This window comes from Amycolatopsis roodepoortensis, assembly GCF_014873915.1.
GTDB lineage: Bacteria > Actinomycetota > Actinomycetes > Mycobacteriales > Pseudonocardiaceae > Amycolatopsis > Amycolatopsis roodepoortensis.
The window spans coordinates 2,331,840-2,355,242 of record NZ_JADBEJ010000005.1 but is presented as its reverse complement, the minus strand read 5'-3'; the positions used below and the strand labels follow the sequence as shown (position 1 = coordinate 2,355,242).

22 protein-coding genes and 1 tRNA gene are annotated in these 23,403 nt (G+C 69.8%); 11 read left to right on the top strand and 12 right to left on the bottom strand.

All coding sequences use genetic code 11. The features are described from left to right. Positions 1-3: 3 nt before the first annotated feature. The 3 genes from H4W30_RS30460 to H4W30_RS30450 all read right to left on the bottom strand — a co-directional run bounded on the left by H4W30_RS30460 (position 4) and on the right by H4W30_RS30450 (position 2,772). A complete protein-coding gene (locus H4W30_RS30460) occupies positions 4-1,002 on the bottom strand; it encodes an aliphatic amidase (RefSeq protein WP_192745930.1) in 999 nt (332 codons plus the stop codon). Next, complete coding sequence (locus H4W30_RS30455) at positions 989-1,612, bottom strand: AmiS/UreI family transporter (RefSeq protein WP_192745929.1); 624 nt, start codon at positions 1,610-1,612, stop codon at positions 989-991. Before H4W30_RS30455 ends, H4W30_RS30460 begins: the two co-directional genes overlap by 14 nt. A gap of 83 nt (positions 1,613-1,695) precedes the next feature. Further along, positions 1,696-2,772 (bottom strand): substrate-binding domain-containing protein, encoded by a 1,077-nt coding sequence (locus H4W30_RS30450; protein ID WP_264082891.1) that lies wholly within the window; start codon positions 2,770-2,772, stop codon positions 1,696-1,698. An 87-nt stretch (positions 2,773-2,859) separates the two neighbouring features. On the opposite strand from H4W30_RS30450, the gene H4W30_RS30445 reads away from it, so the two are divergent. Beyond that, complete coding sequence (locus tag H4W30_RS30445; RefSeq protein ID WP_192745928.1) at positions 2,860-3,270, top strand: MarR family transcriptional regulator; 411 nt, start codon at positions 2,860-2,862, stop codon at positions 3,268-3,270. Between the two features lie 3 nt (positions 3,271-3,273). Here the strand turns inward: H4W30_RS30445 and H4W30_RS30440 are convergent, their stop codons facing one another. Next, positions 3,274-3,885 carry an MFS transporter gene (locus H4W30_RS30440; protein ID WP_192745927.1) on the bottom strand — a complete coding sequence of 204 codons (612 nt, stop codon included), beginning with the start codon at positions 3,883-3,885 and terminating at the stop codon, positions 3,274-3,276. Between the two features lie 66 nt (positions 3,886-3,951). Here H4W30_RS30440 and H4W30_RS30435 point away from each other — a divergent pair, with 66 nt between their 5' ends. From H4W30_RS30435 to H4W30_RS30425, 3 genes are read left to right on the top strand one after another with little or no spacing between them, the layout of a single operon-like run. Further along, entirely contained in the window at positions 3,952-4,635 is a 684-nt protein-coding gene (locus tag H4W30_RS30435) for a response regulator transcription factor (RefSeq protein ID WP_126729862.1), read from the top strand. Then, entirely contained in the window at positions 4,632-6,035 is a 1,404-nt protein-coding gene (locus H4W30_RS30430) for an ATP-binding protein (protein WP_192745926.1), read from the top strand. Before H4W30_RS30435 ends, H4W30_RS30430 begins: the two co-directional genes overlap by 4 nt. After that, positions 6,032-6,517 (top strand): GerMN domain-containing protein, encoded by a 486-nt coding sequence (locus H4W30_RS30425; RefSeq protein ID WP_126729859.1) that lies wholly within the window; start codon positions 6,032-6,034, stop codon positions 6,515-6,517. Before H4W30_RS30430 ends, H4W30_RS30425 begins: the two co-directional genes overlap by 4 nt. On the opposite strand, the gene H4W30_RS30420 is transcribed toward H4W30_RS30425, so the two are convergent. The 7 genes from H4W30_RS30420 to H4W30_RS30390 all read right to left on the bottom strand — a co-directional run bounded on the left by H4W30_RS30420 (position 6,514) and on the right by H4W30_RS30390 (position 12,252). After that, positions 6,514-7,707 (bottom strand): ABC transporter permease, encoded by a 1,194-nt coding sequence (locus H4W30_RS30420; protein ID WP_192745925.1) that lies wholly within the window; start codon positions 7,705-7,707, stop codon positions 6,514-6,516. The genes H4W30_RS30425 and H4W30_RS30420 overlap by 4 nt on opposite strands. Beyond that, positions 7,704-8,393 (bottom strand): ABC transporter ATP-binding protein, encoded by a 690-nt coding sequence (locus tag H4W30_RS30415; RefSeq protein WP_192745924.1) that lies wholly within the window; start codon positions 8,391-8,393, stop codon positions 7,704-7,706. Before H4W30_RS30415 ends, H4W30_RS30420 begins: the two co-directional genes overlap by 4 nt. Next, positions 8,390-9,442, bottom strand: coding sequence for a peptidoglycan-binding protein (locus H4W30_RS30410; protein WP_318780694.1), 1,053 nt, complete (start codon positions 9,440-9,442; stop codon positions 8,390-8,392). Before H4W30_RS30410 ends, H4W30_RS30415 begins: the two co-directional genes overlap by 4 nt. Then, positions 9,439-10,047, bottom strand: coding sequence for a hypothetical protein (locus H4W30_RS30405; RefSeq protein WP_225949923.1), 609 nt, complete (start codon positions 10,045-10,047; stop codon positions 9,439-9,441). Before H4W30_RS30405 ends, H4W30_RS30410 begins: the two co-directional genes overlap by 4 nt. Positions 10,048-10,309: 262 nt before the next feature. Then, a tRNA-Arg gene (locus tag H4W30_RS30400) sits at positions 10,310-10,383 on the bottom strand. Between the two features lie 242 nt (positions 10,384-10,625). After that, a complete protein-coding gene (locus H4W30_RS30395; protein WP_192745922.1) occupies positions 10,626-11,015 on the bottom strand; it encodes a peptidase inhibitor family I36 protein in 390 nt (129 codons plus the stop codon). A 187-nt stretch (positions 11,016-11,202) separates the two neighbouring features. Further along, on the bottom strand, positions 11,203-12,252 hold the full coding sequence (locus H4W30_RS30390) for a LacI family DNA-binding transcriptional regulator (protein WP_192746867.1): 1,050 nt from the start codon (positions 12,250-12,252) through the stop codon (positions 11,203-11,205). 121 nt (positions 12,253-12,373) lie between these two features. Between H4W30_RS30390 and H4W30_RS30385 the strand changes: the two genes are divergently transcribed. Beyond that, complete coding sequence (locus H4W30_RS30385) at positions 12,374-13,552, top strand: MFS transporter (protein WP_192745921.1); 1,179 nt, start codon at positions 12,374-12,376, stop codon at positions 13,550-13,552. A 96-nt stretch (positions 13,553-13,648) separates the two neighbouring features. Beyond that, complete coding sequence (locus H4W30_RS30380; RefSeq protein WP_192745920.1) at positions 13,649-14,776, top strand: sensor histidine kinase; 1,128 nt, start codon at positions 13,649-13,651, stop codon at positions 14,774-14,776. On the opposite strand, the gene H4W30_RS30375 is transcribed toward H4W30_RS30380, so the two are convergent. Beyond that, entirely contained in the window at positions 14,750-15,388 is a 639-nt protein-coding gene (locus H4W30_RS30375; protein ID WP_192745919.1) for a histidine phosphatase family protein, read from the bottom strand. The genes H4W30_RS30380 and H4W30_RS30375 overlap by 27 nt on opposite strands. A 42-nt stretch (positions 15,389-15,430) precedes the next feature. Here H4W30_RS30375 and H4W30_RS30370 point away from each other — a divergent pair, with 42 nt between their 5' ends. From H4W30_RS30370 to H4W30_RS30350, 5 genes are all read left to right on the top strand, one after another. Then, complete coding sequence (locus H4W30_RS30370; RefSeq protein WP_192745918.1) at positions 15,431-17,458, top strand: cytochrome c oxidase assembly protein; 2,028 nt, start codon at positions 15,431-15,433, stop codon at positions 17,456-17,458. A 93-nt stretch (positions 17,459-17,551) separates the two neighbouring features. Then, on the top strand, positions 17,552-18,094 hold the full coding sequence (locus H4W30_RS30365; RefSeq protein WP_192745917.1) for a hypothetical protein: 543 nt from the start codon (positions 17,552-17,554) through the stop codon (positions 18,092-18,094). A gap of 185 nt (positions 18,095-18,279) precedes the next feature. Then, positions 18,280-18,729 carry a single-stranded DNA-binding protein gene (locus H4W30_RS30360; protein ID WP_225949922.1) on the top strand — a complete coding sequence of 150 codons (450 nt, stop codon included), beginning with the start codon at positions 18,280-18,282 and terminating at the stop codon, positions 18,727-18,729. A 96-nt stretch (positions 18,730-18,825) separates the two neighbouring features. Then, positions 18,826-20,502, top strand: coding sequence for an energy-dependent translational throttle protein EttA (ettA, locus tag H4W30_RS30355; RefSeq protein WP_125676410.1), 1,677 nt, complete (start codon positions 18,826-18,828; stop codon positions 20,500-20,502). A 16-nt stretch (positions 20,503-20,518) separates the two neighbouring features. Next, complete coding sequence (locus tag H4W30_RS30350) at positions 20,519-23,143, top strand: tetratricopeptide repeat protein (protein ID WP_192745915.1); 2,625 nt, start codon at positions 20,519-20,521, stop codon at positions 23,141-23,143. Positions 23,144-23,403 lie beyond the last annotated feature (260 nt).

Sequence of the window (23,403 nt, the reverse complement as noted above, 5' to 3'; positions counted from 1 at the left end):
TCGTCAGGGGTGCCGAGGAGTGATGGTGTCGCGGGTGATCGACTCGACCTTCTCCTGCGCCTTCTTGGCGTCGGTGACCCAGAGCTTGTAGAAGTCGAACGGGCAGTCCGCCACGCCCTTGTCGCCTTCGTCCGCGTCCTGCACGCCGGTGTAGCCGCGGTGCAGCAGCTTGAAGATGTGGTTCTGCGACTGGTCGTAGGTCCGCGCGTCGCGGATCGCCGAAACCGACAGTTGCGCGTACTGGATCCCGTATTCCTCTTCGCCGGTCTCGCCGAGCGTGCGGCCGTCGAAGCCGATGATCGCGGAATGGCCGAAGTACGAGTACACGCCGTCGAAACCGGCGGCGTTCGCCACGGCCACGTAACAGTTGTTGGCCCACGCCATCGCCTTGGCCATCAGGACCTGCTGTTCCTTGGCCGGGTACATGTAGCCCTGGCAGCGCACGATGAGCTCGGCGCCCTTCATCGCGCAGTCGCGCCAGATCTCCGGATAGTTCCCGTCGTCGCAGATGATCAGCGAGATCTTCATGCCCTTCGGACCATCGCTGACGTAGGTGTCCTCGCCGGGGTACCAGCCCTCGATCGGGCACCAGGGCAGGATCTTGCGGTATTTCTGAACGATCTCGCCGCGGTCGTTGATGAGCACGAGCGTGTTGTACGGCGGCTTGGCCGGATGGTCCTCATGCCGCTCGCCGGTGATCGAGAAGACGCCCCACGTCTGGGCTTCCCGGCACGCGGCGGCGAAGATCTCGGTCTCCTCGCCGGGAATCGTCGCCGCGGTCTCGTACATCTCCTTCGGGTCGTACATGATGCCCTGCGTCGAGTACTCGGGGAACACCACGAGGTCCATGCCGGGAAGCCCGGACTTCATGCCCACCACCATTTCGGCGATCTTGCGGGCGTTGTCGAGGACTTCGGCCTTCGTGTGCAGGCGCGGCATCTTGTAGTTGACCACCGCGACACCGACCGTGTCCGGGCTGGCGGAAATGTCACCGTGTCGCATGAAGACTCCTTTTCTCCGAACGGTTTTTCAGGACGTCGAGGGATCCGGCGGCCGCGACCAGCGCCACCGCGATCGCGGCCGCCAGCAGCGCGGTGCCGCCGTCGCTGCGGTAGGCGCCGGTGAGGCCGAGGAAGGCGGGCACCGTGCACGTCGGCTGGCTGAGCAGCAGGACGGTCCAGCCGGTGAATCGCGTCAGATGTTCCTTGCCCAGGCCGAGTACGAGGAAGAACAACGTCCACAGCAACGCCCAGGACAGCCAGATGACGCCGAAAACCGGGTCGTTGTCGTGCCAGAAGGCGATCCCGGCGTACACCACGGCGGCGCCCGCCACGAAGAGCGAGAACCAGCCGATGCCTTCGGGCTCCAGGCCGGCGAGGTTCGCGATGCCGACGTACAGATACGTGAAACCGAAAAGGTACAGGCCGGACGCGGCGAGGACCGCGTCCGGATTCCCGTTCGCCTGGACGATCAGCACGGTCGGGGTGACGCACTGCAGCGCGCCGACGAACAGGTTCAGCACCGCCGCCGAACGCGGAGGTATCCGGCCGAGCAACATCAGGCCGTTGATCATCAAGGCGGCGCCGACGTAGAGCAGGCCAACGTTGCCCATGCTCACCTCCGCAGAACGTGCGTCACATGGAATAATTTCAAATGAAAGTATGTGGTGGACCGGAGCGAGTCAAGGGCGGATTTTCAGAGCCGGGTGAGGACTTCGAAGTCGTAGCCGTCGGCGACCGCGAGATGGACGTGCTGATCGGCCTGCTGCCCGCGGAACTCGATCGTGCCGCGCGGCCCGTGATAGGCGACGCCGTCGATCGCCGCGTTGAGCGCGGGAAGCTCCGGCGTCCCCGCCCTGCCGACGAGTTCGGCCAGCGTATGCAGCCCCTCGTAACAGGATTCGGCCGCGTTGTTCAAGGCCGGGGCACCGGGTCCGTGGCGGTCGACGTAGCGGCCGAGGAGGTCCATGGCGTCGGCGGTGACCATCGACCGGAAATAGGCGGCGGAGACGTAGAGGTTGCCGGTGGCGTTCGCGCCACTGGCGAGAAGCATGTTCTCCTCCATCAGCGGGCTGAACCGGAGCAGCCGGTCGCTCAGCCCGTGCGCGGCGAACGCCCGGTTGAAGCGCACCGCGTCCTGCCCGACCAGCAACATGAGTACACCGTCGCTTGTGGACTGTTCGACCGCGCGGACCACTGTGGACATATCGCCCGCGCCCAGCCCGACGAACGCCTCCCCGGTGATGCGCAGATCGAGATCCTTGGCGTACTGGCGGATCGCGCGGGTCGACCGGTGCGGCCAGACGTAGTCGTCGCCGACGACGAACCAGCGCCGGGCGCCGAGATGATCGCGCAGCCAGCGCAGTGCCGGCTCGATCTGGCAGCGCGGCGTCTCGCCCGTGCAGAAGATGCCCGAGCGGCGTTCGCCGCCTTCGTAGAGCGACGTGTACACGTACGGCACCCTGTCGGCCACGACCGGCGCGAGCGCGTGCCGGATCGACGAGATGTGCCAGCCGCTCACCGCGTCGACCCGTCCGCTGTCGACCAGGCGCCGCACTTCGCCGGCTACTCGCGCGGGAGTGCCGCCGCCGTCGACCACCTCGGCCTCGACCTGCCTGCCGAGGATGCCGCCGGATGCGTTGAGTTCGTGGACGGCCAGCTCCGTGATCGCCTCGCACGACGGGCCGAACAGCCCGGCCGGTCCCTGCAACGGGACCACCATGGCCACACGCCAGGTGTCGTCGCGGGGCCGGGTGGCGAGGCGTGGGGGCATGGCGCTCCGTGCGGTGGCCCGGTAAGGTCAAAGTGCTTTCACCTGGAAGTATTGCGAGGGTGTCCGGTTTTGGCAAGGGGACGGGATATGGGGACACGCGGCGTCACGGCCGCCGGAACGTCGCTCACCGGCTCGCTCACCCGCGCCGCCCGGGCCGTCGCCGCCAGGGTGGAGCAGGTGCTCGCCAAGGAAGGTCTCACCCTGGACCAATGGCTGGTACTGGACACGCTGAGCGGCAAGGGCGGCCTCGCCATGGCCGACCTCGCCGACCGGACGCTCGCCACCGCCCCGACGTTGACCAGGGTGGTCGACAAACTCGTGACCACCGCGCAGGCCTACCGAGAGGTCGACGCCGCCGACAGGCGCCGCGTCCTCGTCCACCTCAGCGCCCGTGGCCGCGCGACGCACCGCCGCGTGGCCGCGAAGGTGTCGGAGGTGGAAGCACTCCTCGACGTGCCGGACGAAGTGCTCACGGTGTTGCGGACGCTCGGCGACTGAAGATCAGGCGTGTTTCGGCCTGGCCAGCGTGACGATGCCGATGACCCCGGCGACGACGAGCGCGAGGAACACGAACAGCGCGGCCACCACGAACACCACGCGAAAGCCGGTGGCGTCCGAGAGCAGCCCGCCGAGGACAGGTGCGATCACCAAGGCGAGGACGCCGAGCCCCGCCGTCACCCCGGCCGCTGCGCCGCGACCGGTCCTGAGACGCCGGATCAACGCGACGGTCACGCCGAGGGCGGCGCCCGCGCCGAGTCCGTTGAGCACCCGGCCGGCCAGGATCATCCCGCTGCTGGGCCCGAAGGCGACCAAGAGAACGCCCAACAGCATCAAGACGATCGCGGGCACGGTCACCGACGTCGGGAAGCGCGCGCCGAGCAGCAGGCCCGCCGGGAAGGCGAGCGCGGCCGCGACGACGTACGCGACGACGACGTTCAGCAGGAACGACTGGCTGGACATGCCCAAATCGATCTGCAGGTCCGGCCCACCGTCGAAGCGGTAGATCACGGTGAGCAGGAACAGACCGATGAGCGCGGCGAACCCGGGACCGATGACGAGCCACCAGGGAGGACCGGCGGCCGGCTGCGGACCGTTCTGCGTCGGCACATACATGCGCACAACCTATAGCGTGCGGCGAGGTGGATGGACCGGTTCACCGAAGGCGCGATAATCACGATCATGTCCCATGTCCTGCTGATCGAAGACGACGTATCCGTCCGCGATGCGATGGAACTCGTCCTGCGGCGCCACGGTCACGATGTCGATGCCGCCGGCAGCGGTGAGGACGGGCTCGACCTGGTGAGGCGTCCTGGTGCGGGCGGGATCGAGGTGGTCGTGCTGGATCTGATGCTGCCCGGGATGGACGGTTTCGAGGTGTGCCGACGGATCCGCGAAGCGCACACGATGCCGATCATCATGCTCACCTCACGCGGCGACGATTCCGACATCGTGAGCGGACTGGAGGCCGGCGCGGACGACTACGTGGTGAAGCCGGTGACGGCGCGGGTACTGGAGGCCAGGATCCGCGCGTCGGTCCGCCGGGTCGCCCCGGCCGTGCGGAACCGTGAAGACTTCGAAGGGCTCGTCCTCGATCGCGCGGGCCTGACCGTCACCAAGAACGGTGTCCCGCTGGCGATCCCGCCGACCGAACTCCGGCTGCTGCTGGAACTTTCCGCCGCACCCGGCCGGGTCTTCACTCGCGAACAACTGCTGGAACTGGTCTGGGAACACGACTATTTCGCCGATGTGCGGCTGGTCGACGCCGCCGTCGGACGGTTGCGCGCCAAGATCGAAGACGTCGCTTCCCGGCCGCGCTATGTGCAGACCGTGCGAGGGTTCGGCTACCGCTTCGGTCCGCTGTGAGGTTCGGGGGGCTGCGCGGCCGTCTGCTGGTCGCTTTCGTGCTGGTGTCGCTGCTCAGCGCCGCCACCGCCACGATGCTGGCCTACGACCAGGCACGCGAAGCGATTCTCGAACGCGCGGGTTCCTCCGCTGTGCAGAACTTCCGCGATCGCGTGAACGCGAGTGTCGGGGAATTCGACATCCCGCCCGACCGGCGCGCGCTGAACCGGCTCGCCGAGGCCATCGCGTCCGGCTCCCGCGACGCGCGGGTCGTCGCGCGATATCAGGACCTGGTCGCGCCCGCCGATCAGGAGGCGATTCCCGCCGGGCTGCGGGAACGGGTGCAGGCCGAGAACCGGCTGAGTTTCCAGCGGGTCGAGTGGAACGGCGGGCCGTGGCTCGTCGTGGGCACACCGGTCGCGTTCGCCGGTTCGGGGCGGCCGTCCGGCGTCGAGGTGTTCGAGGTGATCTCGCTGGGGCCGGAGCAGGATGACATCGCCGCGCTCCTGACCACCGTCCGCGACGGCGTCGTCCCGGTCGTGCTGCTCGCAGCGGTACTCGCCCTGCTCGCCGCCGGCACGGTCCTGCGGCCCATCCGGCGGCTCGCGAAGGCCACGCGACGGCTGGCGGACGGCGCGCTGGAGACCCGCGTCCCGGTCAAGGGCCGCGACGAACTCGCCGATCTGGCCAAGGACTTCAACGAAACGGCGGACGCGCTGGAATCGTCGGTCGCCGAGATCCGGGAGCAGGAAGCCCGCGCGCGGCGATTCGTCGCCGACGTCTCCCACGAACTTCGCACCCCGCTCGCCGCGATGACCATGGTGTCGTCCGTGCTCGACGAGGACGCCGACGGTCTGCCACCCGACACGGCCCACGCCGCGAGGACGGTGAGCACCGAGACCGCCGGGCTGGCCCGGCTCGTCGACGACCTCATCGAGATCTCGCGCTTCGACGCCCAGGCCGCGACTTTGACCCGGCAGGACCTCGACGTCGCCGAGGCTCTCCGCGCGACGTTGTCCACGCGGGGCTGGACGGACCAGGTCTCGGCCGAGTTCACGCCCGTGCGAGCCCGGCTCGATCGGCGGCGGCTGGACGTCATCGTCGCCAACCTCGTCGGGAACGCCCTGCGGCACGGCGCGCCCCCGGTGACGGTGGTGCTGCGCTCGACCCCGGACGACGTGCTCGTCGAGGTCTCCGATCACGGGCCAGGGCTCTCGGCCGAAGCCGCGCGGCACGTGTTCGAGCGCTTCTACAAGGCGGACAGTGCCCGTACGCGATCCGAAGGCAGTGGTCTGGGGCTGGCTATCGCCCAGGAGAACGCGTGCCTGCACGGCGGGCTCATCACCCACTTCGATCGCGAAGGCGGTGGCGCGGTGTTCCTTCTCCGGCTGCCCCGCGACGGAAAGGAGGCCAGCCGATGAAACGTCTGGTCGTGTCCCTCGTGGCCGTGGCCCTCGTCGCCGGCTGTGGCGTGCGGCCGACCGAAGTACTCGACGGCGGCGCACCGGCTTCCGGGATCCCCGAAGGGATGCGGATCTACTTCGCCTCGGATCGAGGGCTGCGCGGGGTTTCCCGTCCAGACAAGGAGATCACCGAGCTCGCCGCCGCGGTCAAACTCGTCATGGCGGGACCGAACGAAGCCGAACTCGTAGCCGGGCTCACCGATCTGACCGCCATCACCGGCGAATTCTCCGCGTCCGCCATCGAAGGTCACGTGACCCTGCGGCTGCCGCGGACGCCGGTGACCGGTGTCGCCGGGATGGCCGCCGGTCAGCTGGTCTGCACCCTTGCGCGGGCCGAGTCCCTGCTGCACGGGACCCGGCCCGACGCGGTACGGGTGACCGTCGTGGCACAGGGGGGCGCCGTCGGTCCCTACCAGTGCTCCCAGTTCCTGACCGGCTAGGCCGCGTTGAGCGCGATGGTGGGGTGAAGCCGGGAGGCCCGGACGGCCGGATAGAGCCCCGCGACCACACCGATCACGAGCGTCGCGGCCAGTCCCGCGCCCAGTGACCACGGTGGGACGACCGCCGTCCAGCCCTGTGCCTCGGCGAAACCGATGGTCGCGCCAGCGCCGAGCAGCGCGCCCGCCACGCCGCCGAGCGCGGACAGCAGCAGCGATTCGGTGAGGAACTGGAGAAGGATCGCGTTCTTCGTGGCGCCGAGAGCCCGCCGGAGCCCGATCTCGCGGCGCCGTTCCAGTACCGAGACGACCATCGTGTTCGCGACCCCGACCCCGCCGACGAGCAACGCGACCGCGCCCAGCCCCAGCATGAGCGTGGTCAGCCCCTTGTCCGTGGCGGCCTTGGCCACCAGTGCGTCGGACGGCCTCGACACCTTCACCGAGTGCTCGTCGCCAGGGTTGACCGTGCGGGCCAGCACGCCGCGGACGGCTTCCACCGAGGCATCGGAAGACCGCTCGAAGATCGTGGTCGGATGCCCGTCGAAGCCGAAGAACCTTTCCGCGACAGGGAAACCGACCAACGCGACCCGGTCGAGGGTCGGCACGAGCTCGACCGGTGCCAGTATCCCGATGACCACGAACCATTCGTCGTTCATGAGGATCTTGGCGCCGGGCTCGGCCACACCCAGCCGCCCGGCCGCGACCGATCCGAGCACGACGGCCGGCACGCGCTCGCCGGCCGGATCCAGCCAGCGGCCCCGCTCGACCCGCGCGCCCAGCGCGTCGAGCAGATCGATGCGCGTGGCCTGGGTCGTGACGCCCGGAGCCAGTTCCTCCGGGACGGCGTCACTGCGCCGAACCCGCGCGTCGACCTCCGCCGTCGCGGTGACCTTCTCGACCGGACCGATCCGCTCGACCATCGCGACCGCGGCCTTGGGGAGCTTCACCGGTTCGCCGTCGGCGTCCTTTCCCGCCTCGACGGTCAGCAGGTTCGTACCGAGCCGGTCCAGCTGCGCCATCAGGTCGGCCCGGCTGGACGTGGACAGCCCCACCACCGCGACCATCGTCGCGATGCCGATGGCGATCCCGAGCGCGGACAGCACCACTCTCGTCCGGCGCGTCCGCAACCCGCTCACTCCCACCCGGAGGATGTCGGGAGGAGAGAGCCGGGCGGGTTTCAGAGGCGTGCTCACGACGCGGCCACCGCCGCCCTGGTGTCGGAGACGATCGCGCCGTCCCGGAGCCCGACGCGCCGGGGTAGCCGTGCCGCGATCCCGGTGTCGTGGGTGATGACGCAGATCGTCGTACCGCTCGCGTTCAACTCGTGGATCAGGTTCAGCACCACCTCGCCGGACGCGGTGTCCAGCGCTCCGGTCGGCTCGTCGGCCAGGAGCAGGCCGGGCTCGCCGGCCAGGGCCCGCGCGATCGCCACACGCTGCTTCTCTCCGCCGGACAACTCCTCGGGCGTGTGGTCCAGCCGGTGACCGAGACCGACTCGGCCGAGGGCCGCTCGCGCCCTGTCGCGACGCTGCCTCCTCGGTACGCCCGCGTAGAGCAACCCGTCGGCGACGTTGGTCACGGCGTCTCGGCCTGGTGCCAGATGGAACTGCTGGAACACGAATCCGATGTGCCGGGCACGCAAGGCCGACAGCCCGGCGTCCGACAGGCCACCGACGTCGTAACCGGCCACCCGCACCGTGCCCGACGTGGCGCGGTCGAGCGTGCCGATCAGGTTGAGCAGGGTGGACTTGCCCGACCCCGACGGGCCGACGATGGCGACCAGTTCGCCCTCGTCGATCCGGAGGTCCACGCCGCGCAGCGCGGTCACGTCGCCGGGATAGGACTTGGTGGCCTCGATCAGCTCGATCACCGCCGTCATGGCTTGGCCGCTCCCACCTGCATGCCTTCGGCCAGCCCGGCGCCGGTGACCTCGATCCGGCCGTCGGCGCTCATGCCCGTCTCGACCCGTACGGTCGTGGTCGTGGACGCGCGGACGATCTGCAGGCCGTAGCCGCCTTCACGCAGCGCGACGATGGCCTCGACCGGGACGGTCAGCACCCCCTTCCTGCTCTCTTGGATGAATTTCACGCTTGAGGTCCCGGTGGGCTCCTCGGGTACCGCGGCGCCGTCGTCCAGGGTGATCTCGACCTGGATCCCGGTGGTGGCCTCGGTGCCGTTCCCGGACTCGGCCTTGACCGTCCCGGACACCTGACCGGCCGCTGTGCCACCCTCCGGCAACCTGACCTCGACCCGGGTGCCCGCCTTCGCCAGCGCCCGGTCGTCCTTGTCCAGCTGGACCCGCACGACCGGCTTGGTCGACGCGATCGTCAGGACGGGCTTGTCCGCGCCGATCTGGTCGGCCAAGGCGGCGTCGGCGGCGACCACCCGCACCGGCCCTGGCTGGAACACCAGGTCGCCTTTGCCGAGGTCACCGGTCGGTTCCAGGACGCCGAGCGCCTCCTGCCAGGACTTCACCGCGGCCTGCGTGGCTTCGTCGTACTTGTTGTCGACGGGCAGGCCCCGTGCCCGGCCGAGGTCGCGGAGGTTGCGCTTCAGCTGCTGGACGTCCGGCCCCAGCGTGCCGACGGTCAGGTCACGGAACATCGGCGTCGACCCGTAGAGCAGGACCACCGGCCGGGCGTCCCGCTTGTACAGGATCTGACCTCGCTCCAACGTCTTGCCCGGTTCGGCGGCCTGCGTCACCGTCCCCTCCACCGGAGATTTCACGGCGCGGCGGTTCGCGTAGTCGAAGTGGCCGTCGACGGTCTTGCTCCGCACCAGGTCGGCGCGCGTGATCTCGGCGACCGCCGGCGGCGCGCTCGCGGTGACCGCCTTGCCGCCGGAGTCGTCGCCGACCACGACGAAGACGCCCATTCCGACCACGGTCACCACAGCCGTCACCGCGCCGGCCACCAGCCAGCGCTTCACTGCATACCTTGCGCTTGCTCGATGAGCTTGTCCCGGCACGCGGTCTCCGCCTGGTTGTACGCCGGAGAGTTCGTGTCGAGCTGCGGGTCGGCCGGATTCGGGTCGCCACCGGGCTGGGCGACCCCGTTCTGCATGCTCGGATTCGTGAACTTGCTGACGCCGTTGGCCCGCATGCACTGGGCGTGGGCCAGCAGCGACTCGTACACCTTCTGCTGGTCTTTCTGCGGCTCCAGCTGCATCGCCTTCTGCATCGGCTCCTTGCACGCCTGCATGGCCGCGCTGAGTCTCGTCTGGGAGTCCTTCCGTTCCTCCTCTTCCTGAACGACCTCGATCTTGGTCCAGTCGGCGTAACCGGAAAGCAAGGGATCCGGCCAGTCCTTCAAACCTTCCTTGCGCATGCACTGCGTGTAGGCGAGTTGCGCGTCGTAGAAGGCACTTTTCCCCTCAGCCTGCGGGGCGGCAGAGGAAGTGACCGGTGCGGCCACGCCCGGCGGGTTCGCCGACGCGATGTCCGCTTTCTGCTTCTCGCCACCACACGCCGTCAAAAGCACAAATGGGAGGGCCAGCAACGCGGCCAGCCGCCTGGAACGGGTTTCGCTGCTCATGCGGACGAGCATGCGAGGGGCACATGGTCGTCCTTCTACGAAGACATGATGGGAACGTAACAACGCGACGCCACGCTGCTAAGACGTGATCTTCCCGACAAGGCACGTGTACCCGAGAACGCCGGGTGCTTCGGGGAAAGATGACGAACTGCCGGATCGAGAGGTGAACAAGCGGCGACCCGGCTCGAAGGCGTTCCGCCCGAGTCTTGGGAAGGCCTGTCGCGAAGCGCGTTCGCGCCTCGCGACAGGACCGTCTGCGACGTGCCCCCGGCAGGACTTGAACCTGCGACCTAGAGATTAGAAGGCTCTTGCTCTATCCAGCTGAGCTACGAGGGCCGACGTCGGCGACGTTGGGTGTCGCCCGGCATCGGCAGCTTAGCCGTCGCCAACCTGTCGATCGTTCGACACCGCCAGATCGTTTCAGGTCGAGCCCACCCTTTTTTGGAACGCCCGTGAGCGCGTCACGACGCGGGGTGACGCGCTCACGGGCCGGGGCCGCTTCGGGGGAGCGGCCCCTGGGTTCGCGCAGGTCGCGAGTCGACTCGTCCGCGAGCGACCGGCACGAACCGCCGGGGTGGTCAGTCCCAGATCTTGAGGGCGCGGATCACGAACGGGCCCTGGGGTACGTAGGTGCCGCCACCCGGATAGGTGATGAAATCTCCCTCCGTGGTGCACTCCTCGCTCTGATAAATCGTCACGTCCCGGCTCAGCCGGTTGACGAACGAATGCCCGTCGAAGCCTTCGGGTAAGGGAATGCATTCATCGGGATTGGCGGTGCGCAGGTCGAATTTGTGCACCGCGCCGCCGTACGATTCCGCGCCCCAGACGCAGAACTCTCCCTTCTGGCAGGCGGGTTCCGGCGGAGCGGTGGTGGCGCTCGCGACTCCGGCGCTGGTCAGCAGGCCGAACATGGCCAGCAGGAGGACGTGCGGGAGGCGGGCGCGCAGGTTCGTCAAACGTCGTTGCATGGCTGGGTTCTCCCCCGTGAATCGGCGGCTCGATGGCCGTCGGTGAATGTGTGATTCCACGATGGCGCGCGGGGCAGGGTTTGTCTGCCCGCATTTCTACTTCTGTGGATAAGTAGTTGTGCGCCGCTCGATCGGGGCGAGTTGTCCACATATCGCCGGGACGCCTTGCGCGTGCCGGAATCGGCTGCTATGCGGGCGCGGTGGAGTCCCGGACGACCAGTTCGGTGGGTACCTCGGCGGGCGCGGGGGCCTTCTCCCCGCGCAGCAGGCCCAGCACCAGTTCGCCCGCCGCCCGTCCCTTGGCGGCGAGGTCCTGCCGGACCGTCGTCAGCGGTGGTTCGGACCACCGGGCGGGGGAGACGTCGTCGTAGCCCACGACCGACAGGTCACCCGGGACCGACAGGCCGAGCTGCCTGGCGGCCGAAATCGCCGCCAGGGCGAGCAGATCCGACATGCACAGCAGCGCCGTCGGCCGTGGCCGCCGGTCCAGGAGGCCGAAAGCGCTCGGGAGAGCTGCTTCGACCGACAGCCCGGACGCCTCCCAGATCGGCACGTCCGCCGCCGGGATCCCCGCCTCGGCCAGCGTCTCCAGGTAGCCGGCCATCCGTTCGCGGTTGTCGTGGAACCGGCTGTTCCCGGCCTCGGCCACGCTCAGTTCGCCGCCGCGCGGAGCCGAGAGGCATTGTGCCGAGAAGATCCCGATCCGCCGGTGCCCGAGCTCCACCAGGTGCCGCGCCGCGGCGGCCGCTCCGGCCCGGTCCGCGACGCCGATCCTCGCCGAACCGCGGATATGCGGCTGGTCGATCACCACCAGCGGCAGGCCCCGGTCCCGGACCGCGGTCAGCGCCGGGGCGCCGTCGGCCAGCGAATACGCCACCGCGATGTCGGCCTGCGCGGTCAGGATCCGTTCCGCGCGCGGGCCGCCGCTCTCGCCATCGCCGGGCAGCAGCAGAAGGGCGTGCCCCTCGGGGTCGACGACGGTCGAGAGCGCGTCGAGGGTGACCGACAAGGCGGGATCCGAGAACGCCGTCGACAGATTCGTGTCGAGTAGGACGGCGATCGCGCCGGTGCGGCTGGTGGCGAGGCTGCGGGCGGTCGGATTAGGCCCCGCGTACCCGATCTTCTTGGCTGCGCGAAGCACCTCTTCCCGCAGCTGGGCGGACAGCTGGTCGGGCCGGTTGTAGGCGTTGGAGACGGTCGCGCGCGACACCCCGACGGCTTCGGCGACATCGTCCAACGTCGGCCTTCGCCGTCGCGTGCTGGTCACCGCCGCAGTCTAGTCCCGGCCGGGGGCGGTGGACTTTCTGAAGCGCTTAAGTCATTCTGGGGGAAGAGGAATCGAAAGGAGACCGGGGTCTATGCGTGACCGTACGGCCGTTTTCGTCGTGTTCGCGCTCAACGGGGCCGCGCTCGGCTCCTGGGCGCCGCGGACGCCGGCGTTGTCGGAAAGGGTGGACGCCTCTCCGGGTGTCTTCGGGCTCGCCCTGCTGGGCGCCAGCGTCGGCATGCTGCTCGCGGCCTCGGTCTCGGGGCGGCTGATCGAGCGGTACGGCGCCCGCGCGGTGGTCGCGGGCAGCACGATCATCGCCTGTGCCGCGTTGCCGATGATCGGCTTCGCGACGTCGGTCGTCCTGCTCGCCGGGGCGTTGTTCGTCCTCGGGGCGAGCGTCGGCGCGCTCGACGTGGCGATGAACGTCGCCGGAGTCGAGGTGGAGCGCCGGTCCGGACGCGCGATCATGCCGATCCTGCACGCCGGGTTCAGCTTCGGGGCGTTGGCGGGCTCCGTCGCCGCGGGGTTCGCCGCGTCGCACCAGTGGTCGCCGGGGAGGCACCTCACGGTCGCCGCGCTGGCCGCTCTGGTGGTGCTCGCCTTCGTCATCGCCGCCGTGCCCGGCGCGCGGCCCGAACACGCCGAACCCGTCGAGAAGCCGCGAGTGGCACCGATCAAGCGTCCCGTCCTCTGGCTGCTCGCCGCCATCGCGCTGTTCTCGGCGATCGCGGAGGGCGCGAGTTCCGACTGGTCCGCGCTGCTGATGACGTCCGTGCACGGCGTCGGCGAGGGCGCCGCAGCCTTCGCGTACTCGGGGTTCGCCCTGGCCATGGCGCTCGCCAGGCTCGCGGGTGCCTGGCTTCAGAACCGTTTCGGCGCGACGCGTGCGCTGGCGGTGGGTGCCGGGATCGCGGCGGCGGGCCTCGTGCTCGCCGCGCTGACACGCGTTCCGGTGTTCGGGTTCGTCGGTTTCGCGCTGGCGGGTGCCGGGCTCGCCGCGGCCTTCCCGATCGCGTTGAGCCTCGCGGGCGCGTCGGGCAAACGCGCCGACGGGACGGGAGGTGAGCGCGAACTGGCCTTCGTCACGGCGATCGCCTACACCGGTTTCCTCGCCGGGCCGCCGCTGATCGGCGGAATCGCGCAGGTGACGTCGCTTTCGGTGTCGTTCCTGTTCGTCGGGCTGACCGCCGCGCTGATCGTGCCGTCCGCGGTGGCCGCGGCGCGGGCGGGGAAACGGGAGGAGATGGTTGAACCCGTTGCCCGTTGACATCGCCGCCGGACCCCGGGCAAGCTGACACCTCGGTAAACTGAAATGAATGCGCTTCGGTCGCTGTTTCAGCAAGGCTAATCCGGGGAGGCGCTGATGCTCGGGGGTGGCGGAGGTATCCCGGCTCGGCTGGTGCGGACCACGGTGCCCTGGCTCGCCGGGGTCCCGGTGGCGTTCCGGCTGGCGATGCTGGTGCAGGCGCTGTGGGCGGCGGGCGCGGGGTCGTCGGTGCTGTGGACGTTCGTGGCGCTGCACCTGGTGCCCAACGTCGTCGCGGCCGTCTGGATCTTCCGCTGGTCCGCGGCCGGGACGAGGCTGGTTCCGTTGGTGGACAGCGCGTTCGCCGTGCTCTTCGTCCTCGGGGCCGCGTCGTTCGCGCAGGACACCGCGATCACGTCGATCACCTGGACCCATCTGATGGGCACGGTGATGATCTGGGCCCTGCTGCGCGGCGCGGCGGCCGGAGCACTGGCCATCGTGGCCGCGGTTGTCCCGCACACGCTGCTGGACCCGGCCTCCTCGCTCGGTCTCCTGCTCACGCTCGCGACTGCGCTGGTGGTGTCCCTCGCGGTCGCCGGACTGGTCGGCGCGTCGATGCGGTTCGCGGTCGGGTTCGGGGAGCAGCAGGGCCGGGCGGCGGAACGTGAACGGCACCGACGCGACGTCCACGACACCGTCCTGCAGGTGATGGAGTCGTTCGCGATCCCGGCGCCCGCCGATGAACTCGACCCGGCGGCCAGCCTCGACCGCGTCCGCCGGACCGCGCGCGCCCAGGCGATGCGCATCCGGATCAGCCTCGAACACGAATCCACCGAAGGGATCGGGTTGCATCAGCGGCTACGGCTGCTCGCCGCCGAAATGGCCGCGGAGGGGCTGCGCGCCGAGGTCGTCGTTCAGGACGACGCCGCGCCGGAGCTTTCGGAGGAGGCGGCCATGGCGCTGCACGACTCCGCCAGGGAAGCCCTGCGCAACACACTGAAGCACTCCGGGACCAGGCGGGCCGTGGTGAGCGTCGAGGAGATCAGCGGCGGGGTTTCGCTGACGGTGCGCGACCACGGCGCCGGTTTCGACGTCGGCGACCGGCGGCGCGGTTTCGGCCTCGAAAACTCGATCATCGCGCGGATGGCGGAGATCGGCGGATTCGCGCGGATCGAATCGAGCCCGGGGCTGGGGACGAGGGTGGTGCTGCTCGCCCCCTCAGTCCTGCGTCTCCCCGTCGGGTGAGTCCCGCCACTGGAGGAACGGACGGTCCAGCGCCCATTTGCCGTCCACCCGCTCCACGACGCGGTACTCGCAGGTCTTCGGGTTGGACAGGGACTCGAACAGCTCGATGCTCCAGCCGAAGAGCCGACGGCACAGCAAGCGGATGGTGAGCCCGTGTGAGACGACCAGCACGGTTTCGGGGTGATCTTCGCCGCACGCCGCCAGTTCGCTGAGAAACGCCGCGACCCGGTCGTCGACGTCCGCCCCGGACTCGCCGAACGGGAGCCGGTAGAAGAAGTGCCCGAACTCGTGGCGGCGTTGTTTCTGGACCTCCTGCTCCAGCGGGTCCTGGAGGTTGCCCCAGTCCTGTTCCCGCAGCCTCGGCTCCGGCACGATCCGCTCGCAGGTGTCCCGGATGTCCAGCAGCCGCAACGTTTCCCGCGTCCGCAGATAGGGGCTGACGTAGACCGCCGTCCGACGGCCGCCGAGGACCTCCTTGAGCTCCGGGCCCGCCAGCTTCGCCTGTTCACGACCGGCGTCGGTCAGCGGCAGGGCGTGGTCGGGGATCCGGGTGTAGGCGAGCTCGTCGACGTTGCCGAGCGACTCGGCATGCCTCAGCAGGATGATCCGCACGCCGCCATCTTGCCGGTTGCGCGTTCGGCATACCCTCGTGACGTGCCTTCAGACCCCGAGACGAAACCGGCCCCACCCGCACGGAAGGCCGGTGTCCTGCCGCTGGTGTCGATCGGGGCGCTCCTGGCCGCGGTGGTGGCCGTCGGCCTGGTCGCGCTGACCGGTGGCGCCGGTTACGTCATCGCCGGACTCCCGGACCCGGGCCTGGTGACCCGCTACGGCATCACCGTCGTCCGGGTGCTGGCCGAGGCGGCTTCGGTGCTGTGCGTGGGTTCGCTGCTGCTTGCCGCGTTCCTCGTCCCGCCGCAGAAGTCCGGCACGCTCGCCGCCGACGGTTACGCGGCCATCCGCGTCGCCGGCGTCGCGGCGTGGGTCTGGTTCTTCGCGGCCACCGCGTCGATCTTCTTCTCCGCGGCCGACGGCGCGGGCCGCCCGTTCACCGAGGTGCTCTCGCCGCAGGTGCTGGTCGACCTCGTCGACGCCATCGAGCAGCCGAAGGCCTGGCTGTTCACCGCGTTGATCGCGCTGCTCGTCGCGCTCGGCTGCCGTCTCGCGCTGACCTGGGGCTGGACGACGGTGGTCTTCTTCCTGTCCGTCGGCGGCCTGGTCCCGGTCGCGGTCACCGGGCACTCCGCGAGCGGCGGCTCGCACGACATGGCGACCAACAGCCTGCTGTACCACCTGGTCGCCGCCGCGTTGTGGGTCGGCGGCCTGGTCGCGCTGCTGGCGCTCGGCTGGCGCCGCGGCGAGAACCTCAAGCTCGCCGCCACGCGGTTCTCCAAGCTCGCGCTGGTCTGCTGGATCGTGATGGCGGTCTCCGGCATCGTGAACGCGCTGGTGCGGATCAGGATCGCCGACCTGTTCACCACCGACTACGGCCTGCTGGTGGTCGCGAAGGTCGTCGCGTTGCTGCTGCTCGGTGTCTTCGGTCATCAGCAACGGCAGAAAGGCGTCGCCGGGCTGGTGAACGGCGCCGGCGGTGGCCAGCTGCTGCGGCTCGCCGCGGTCGAGGTGCTGATCATGTTCGTCACGATCGGCATCGCCACCGGTCTCGCGAAGACCCCGCCGCCGCAGGAATCGCTGACCCAGCCGTCGACGACGGAACTGCTGATCGGATACGACCTCTACGGTCCGCCGACCGTCTTCCGGCTGCTCACGGATTGGCGGTTCGACCTCGTCTACGGCACCCTCGCGCTCGTTCTCGCCGGGCTGTACCTCGCCGGGGTCCGGCGGTTGCGGCGCCGCGGCGACACCTGGGCCACCGGCCGGACGATCGCGTGGCTCGCGGGTTGTTTCGTACTGCTGATCGCGACGTCGTCCGGTATCGGCCGGTACGCGCCCGCGATGTTCAGCGTGCACATGGGCAACCACATGTTGCTGTCCATGGTGGCGCCGGTGCTGTTCGTGCTCGGCGGGCCCGTGACGCTGGCGCTGCGCGCGCTGCCCACGGCAGGCAAGGACGCCCCGCCCGGGCCGCGTGAATGGCTGCTCGCCTTCGTGCACTCGCCTCTTTCGCGGTTCCTGACTCATCCGATCGTCGCGCTTCTGCTGTTCGTCGGTTCCTTCTACGGCCTGTACTTCTCGGGCCTGTTCGATTCGGCGCTGAACTACCACTGGGCGCATCTGGCGATGAACGCGCACTTCCTGCTCGCCGGGTACGTCTTCTACTGGCCGGTGATCGGGGTCGACCCGGCGCCGCGACGGCTCCCGCCGCTGGGACGGCTGGGGATGATGTTCGCCGCCATGCCGTTCCACGCTTTCTTCGGGATCGCCTTGATGAGCATGCAGACCGTGCTCGGGCAGGACTTCTACCGCGGGCTGAAACTGCCGTGGGTCACCGATCTCCTGACCGACCAGCGGCTCGGCGGCGGGATCGCGTGGGCGTCCGGTGAGCTGCCGGTGCTGCTGGTGCTCGTCGCGCTGCTGGTGCAGTGGGCGCGGCAGGACGAGCGTGAGGCGCGGCGCCGGGACCGCCGTGAGGAGGCGTCCGGTGACGCGGATTTGAACGCCTACAACGCGATGCTGAAGAAACTCGCGGATCAGGGGCGGGGGCAGGATTCCGGCTCGTAGCGTTTGACCGCAACAGGACAGCCGGAGTCGCGGCGCCCTCGGCGGTGGAAACCTGGAGCCCAGTGTCAGGTTCAGCATCGTGGGGAGACCGCAGTGGCAGACGTCGGAGCAGCCGTCCGCAAGCTTCTGGAGCAACGGAACCTCTTCCTCAAAACGGAACACGACGGTCGCGAAAAGATCGTGTACGTGTGCGTCGATGACGGGGCGTCGGGCGGCTTGCCCGTCGGCCATGCCATCGGGACGGCCGGAGGGGTGTGGCTCGCCTACGCCCGGGTGCCGCAGGGCAACTACTACGGGAACGCCCAGGTGGCCGTCGGGTTGCCGACGTGCGACGCGGCCGTCCGCGCCGTTCTCGACCACGCTCGTTACGCCGACATCTTGCGTTCGGTCGAACGGTCATCGGGCCGTGCCGCGAGGACGTACACCGCTGTGGTGGACCCGGGGCACGCAGAATGGCTCGCCACGCTCGAAGAACCCAAGGGCATCACCCAGCTCGGCAAGGGCAAGGTCCGGTTCACCGAGGCCGCGGTCGCGTACCTGCGGAACCCGCCGCCACCACTCTCGCTCTTCGTCGAAGTCAAAGGCGACCACCTGATCCTCGACTACATGACGTACGACCTGACACCCGACCGGTAGGGCCTACCACATCTCCGCGCCCACGCCGGCCGTTCAGCCCGAGTTGTCCACAGGAAGCCCACATCGGCCGGAGTTGTCCACAGATTCCGCTCGTGTCCCTTTCCGCCCTTCGATCCGAGGCAATCTGTGATCAAGGGAAACGCCGGGAGAGCCCCGGAACGAGGAGAAGGGCGAGTGTGATGGCGATGGGCGAAACGTGGGTGACCATGATCGGCAACCTGACCAGCGAACCGATCCACCATCCGGAGCGGGTGCACGGGCACGACGTCGTGTCGTTCGGCTTGCGGAGTGTCGAACGCCGGTACGACAAGGAAAGAGGGGAGTGGGGTGAGGGCCGCCAGCTCGCGGTCAAGGTCACGTGCTGGCGCAAGCTGGCGATGGCGGCGTTCTCCTGCCTGAGCAAGGGCGACCCGGTGATCGTGGCCGGGCGCCTGCGCGGCGCCGAGACCGCGGAGGAGATCCCGGCACCTCTGGGTCTACCTGAGCTTGAGGCCTTCTCCATCGGGCCCAACCTCGCGCGCTGCTCGGCCGAGATCCACCGGATCGGGCGGGATCGGCCCAGGGCGATCCCGCCGCTGCCGCCGTCCGCCGGGAATCCCATGGTCACCGCGCTGGAGGAGGCGCCCGTGGGGTGAGGTTCCGGTGCTCGCTCAGTGATATCGGGCTGACTGTCGGTAGCTCGGTGGTGACCGCCGTCAAGGCCGCGATCGCCTCGCTCTACGATCGTTTGCATGGCCGAGTTCATCTACACCATGAAGAAGGTGCGCAAGACCGTCGGGGACAAGGTCATCCTCGACGACGTCAGCACCGCGTTCTACCCCGGCGCCAAGATCGGCGTGGTGGGGCCGAACGGCGCGGGTAAGTCCACCGTTCTGAAGATCATGGCGGGGATCGAGCAGGCCAGCAACGGCGAAGCCTTCCTCCAGCCTGGCGCCAGCGTCGGCATCCTCATGCAGGAGCCGGAGCTCAACGAGGAAAAGACCGTCCGCGAAAACGTCGAAGAAGGCCTTGGCGACATCAAGGTCAAGCTCAACCGCTTCAACGAGGTCGCCGAGCTCATGGCGACCGACTACAGCGACGAGCTGATGGAGGAGATGGGCAAGCTTCAGGAGGAGCTCGACCACGCCGACGCGTGGGAGATCGACTCCACGGTCGAGCAGGCCATGGACGCGCTTCGCTGCCCACCGCCGGACGAGCCGGTCACCCACCTCTCCGGTGGTGAGCGCCGCCGGGTCGCGCTGTGCAAGCTGCTCCTGTCCGCGCCCGACCTGCTGCTCCTCGACGAGCCCACCAACCATCTGGACGCCGAAAGCGTGCTGTGGCTGGAACAGTTCCTCGCGAACTACGCCGGCGCCGTCCTGGCCGTCACCCACGACCGGTACTTCCTGGACAACGTCGCCGAGTGGATCATGGAGCTCGACCGCGGCCGCGTCGTCGGCTACGAGGGCAACTACTCCACGTACCTGGAGAAGAAGCGCGAGCGCCTCGAGGTCCAGGGCAAGAAGGACGCCAAGCTCGCCAAGCGGCTGAAGTCCGAACTCGAATGGGTCCGGTCCAACGCCAAGGCGCGCCAGACCAAGTCGCGGTCCCGGCTCGACCGCTACGAGGAGATGGCCGCTGAGGCGGACAAGCACCGCAAGCTCGACTTCGAAGAGATCCAGATCCCGCCGGGGCCCCGGCTGGGCAGCGTGGTCGTCGAGGTCGAGAAGCTGCGCAAGGGTTTCGACGACCGCGTGCTGATCGATGGCCTGTCGTTCGACCTGCCGCGCAACGGCATCGTCGGCGTGATCGGGCCGAACGGTGTCGGCAAGACGACCCTGTTCAAGACGATCGTCGGGCTCGAGGAGCCGGACGACGGCCGGGTCAAGATCGGCGAGACGGTCAAACTGTCCTATGTGGACCAGAACCGTGGCGGGATCGACCCGAAGAAGACGGTATGGGAGGTGGTTTCGGACAAGCTGGACTACATCCACGTCGGGCAGACCGAAATGCCCTCGCGTGCCTACGTCAGCGCGTTCGGTTTCAAGGGGCCGGACCAGCAGAAGCCGGCGGGCGTGCTTTCCGGCGGTGAGCGCAACCGGCTGAACCTGGCGCTGACCCTCAAGCAGGGCGGGAACCTGATCCTGCTCGACGAGCCGACGAACGACCTGGACGTCGAGACCCTCGGCTCGCTGGAGAACGCTCTCGAGCAGTTCCCCGGCTGCGCCGTGGTCATCTCGCACGACCGGTGGTTCCTCGACCGGGTCGCGACGCACATCCTCGCCTGGGAAGGCACGGACGAGAACCCCTCGCAATGGTTCTGGTTCGAGGGTAACTTCGAGGGCTACGAGAAGAACAAGGTCGAACGTCTCGGTGCCGAGGCGGCTCGTCCGCACCGCGTCACCCATCGCAAGCTGACCCGCGACTGAGGGCCGGGGGTTCCCCGTGGAAGCCAGCAAGCGCAAACGGCCGGGCTTGCCCACCACCATGGTGGGCGGGCGGACGGCTGCCACCGGGGGAACCCTGTCCGCTGTCGGCAGGTTGATCGAACGCGCGGACGCCCTGCACCTGAGGGCGCCCGAGCTCGCACTGGTCCTCGGGGAGCGCGCGGCCGCGCTCGCCGAGGCCGCCGGTGCAGACGAACAGTGGATCCGCGCGGAGAGCCTGGTGGTGAGCGCCCGGGTCCGGCTGGGAGGCCGTCCCCGGACGGTCGGCCGGGCGGTGGCCGCCCTGCGCGCCGCGGAACACGCGGGCTACGGCGACATCGCCGCCCGGTTGAGGATCGACCTGGCGGTCTGCGCGCGCAGCGTGGGCATCCCGCTGACGGGCCTGGCCGTGCTGCGTCCGTTGCTGGCGGATCCGGCGGTTTCGCCGTCGCACCGGGCCGAGGCGCTGTGTCACCTCGTGGGCTGCTTGGCGCAGTTCGGCCGCAAGGCGGAACTGGACCGGGTGCTCGCCGAAGCGGACAAGCTCGTGCTCGGCGACGGCTCGATGACGGCGGATTCCCAATTGCTGATCCGCGCGCTGCTGCGGGTCGGGGTGTCGGCGCACCGCCGGCGGCACGGTGACCTGACATCGGCCGCCGACGCCGCGCGGACCGGGCTGGGCATGCTCGAAAAGCTCGGAAACCCCGAAGACGACGGAGGTCTCGTCCGGATCCGGCTGATCCTGCAACTCGTCTGCACGTTGCTGGACCGGGGCGACACGGAGATGGCGCTGGAGGTCGCGCAGCCGATCCTCGACGCGCCCGTCCGTGCCGCCGGGATCGCGCCCGCCGCGTGGCTGCGGCTGGCGGTGGCCACTCGTGTCCTGTTGCCCGCGGGATCAGGAGAAGCCGCGGGAATGCTCGTCCGTGAGGCGGTCGCCGGAGCCGAGGACCACAACCTGCATGCCGTCACGGCACGGCTGTGGCTGGAACTCGCGCAGATCGAGGAACGGCTCGGCCGCGCCGAGGAGGCCATCGGCTGCCTGCACCGTTCGCGTGCGGCCGAACATCTGCACGCCCGCGCGCGCAGGCAGGCGTGCAACGTCCTGGTCGGCGAATTCGGCGCGGCCGAGAACGCCGCCGTCGACCTCGACGACGTGCTGCGGGCAGTCGCCACGCGGCCGTCCGCCGCCGCGGTGACCGCTCCCGCGCCGGAACCGGCCGAGGTGACCGCGGTGATCCCGCCGATCCCGCCGATCGACGTGGCGCCCCCGAAGCGGGCCGCGGCCGAGCCGCCGGTTCGCCGTGAGCCGTCGCAGCCCGCGCGTCAGAGCAGGCATGCGGAATCCACGCCGGCCGAACCTCCGCGCGCCGCCGTGCCGCCGCGCTCGGTGAAGCCCGCCGCGACACCGGTCGCGGAAAAGAGCGAGGCGCCGGTGCTGAAGCCGCCGTCCCGCCCCGAGCCCGCCCGGGAAGCGGCGGCGTCCGATAGTGACTGGCGTCGTCGGGTGCCGAAGAAAGCCAAGGCGCCGACGAGGGGCGAGACCAAGGCCGAACCCGTCGCGCCGAAACTGATGCCGCCGCCGAAGCCGGAACCCGCGCCGCGCCCAGAGCCGGTGTCGCACCATGAACCGGTGTCGCGCCCAGAGCCGGTGTCGCACCAGGAACCGGTGTCGCGCCCAGAGCCGGTGTCGCGCACCGAACCGGCGTGGCGTTCCGAACCGGTGTCTCGTCCGGAACCGGAACCCGTGCGCCGCCGTCGTCAGGAGGAGCCCGCGGCGCGCGAGACCGTCGCGCCCGAACCGGCGATCGCCCGGCCGGAAACCCGCGCTCCGGGCACGAGGCGCCGGGCCGAGGAGCCGTCACCCGTGGCGGCGTCGGAAACCGTCCTGCCGGAACTGCTTCTCGCTCCCGAACCCGCCGCCGAACCACGGCCGCGCGTGACGGCGGAGACCCAGCCGCCGCGTCCGCCGGGCACCGCCGCGCCGTTGTGGGAGAGCGACGAGTGGGCGGCCGAAGAGCGGGCGCGCCGGTCTTCGGCGCCGGCCTCGCGCAAGACCAGGCACGACGCCGAACACGGTTCCGTGGCGGCGAAGTCGGTGCTGGACCGGCTCGGGATCTCGAGCACTGGTGGGCAGGGCGGTGGCCGCCGTCGCGCGGACGGCGCCGCGGATCCCTTACGCCCCGAACCCGCCGCCGAAGAACGTGCCGACACCGGCCGTGCCCGCCAGGACCAGTCTCTGGCCGAGTACAGCGAACCCGCCGTCCCGCTCGCGCCGCCGCCTCGGGAGGACCCGGCGCCGTCGCGGGGAAGCGGAACGGGCGAAAGCCCCCGCCCGGCCGCCAAGGAAGAGGTCGCGGATCCGTGGCTGCCGCGGTTGCGGATGCCGCCGGCGCTCGACCCGCTGACCGACACCGGCTCCTGGCGTCCGATCACGCCGTTCCCGGAGAGCTACGCCCGCGCGATCGCGGAGGACGAGCCGCCGCCGGACGCCGGCCTCGCCGACCTGCTCGCCCGCGCGCTCGCGGAGCATCAAGCGGGCACGGCCAGTGCCGCCGCGCTCGTGAAGCAGCTCGGGTCCCAGGACTCGGGAAAGCGTCCCGTCAACGGCCACGACCGGCACCGGACCAACGGCGGCGACTGACCGGGGCGGTAGCAAAGGTCCCTTGCTCCCACCTCGGGTGAAGCCAGCCTTGGCTTGAACGATTCAGTCTGCCGGGTGAGGTCCCCCGAAGCGGCTTCGTGCGGCAATGGGTGCTGGTCACCCCGGTGCGGCGGGTCGCGGCGAGGCCCGGACAGACCGCCGATGTGACCCGCGAGTAGCTGAACCGATCACGGCGATTCCGGTATCTGAGCAGGGAAATCTTCGACGGCCGGGAAGGACCCGGCCTTGTGGAGCCGACT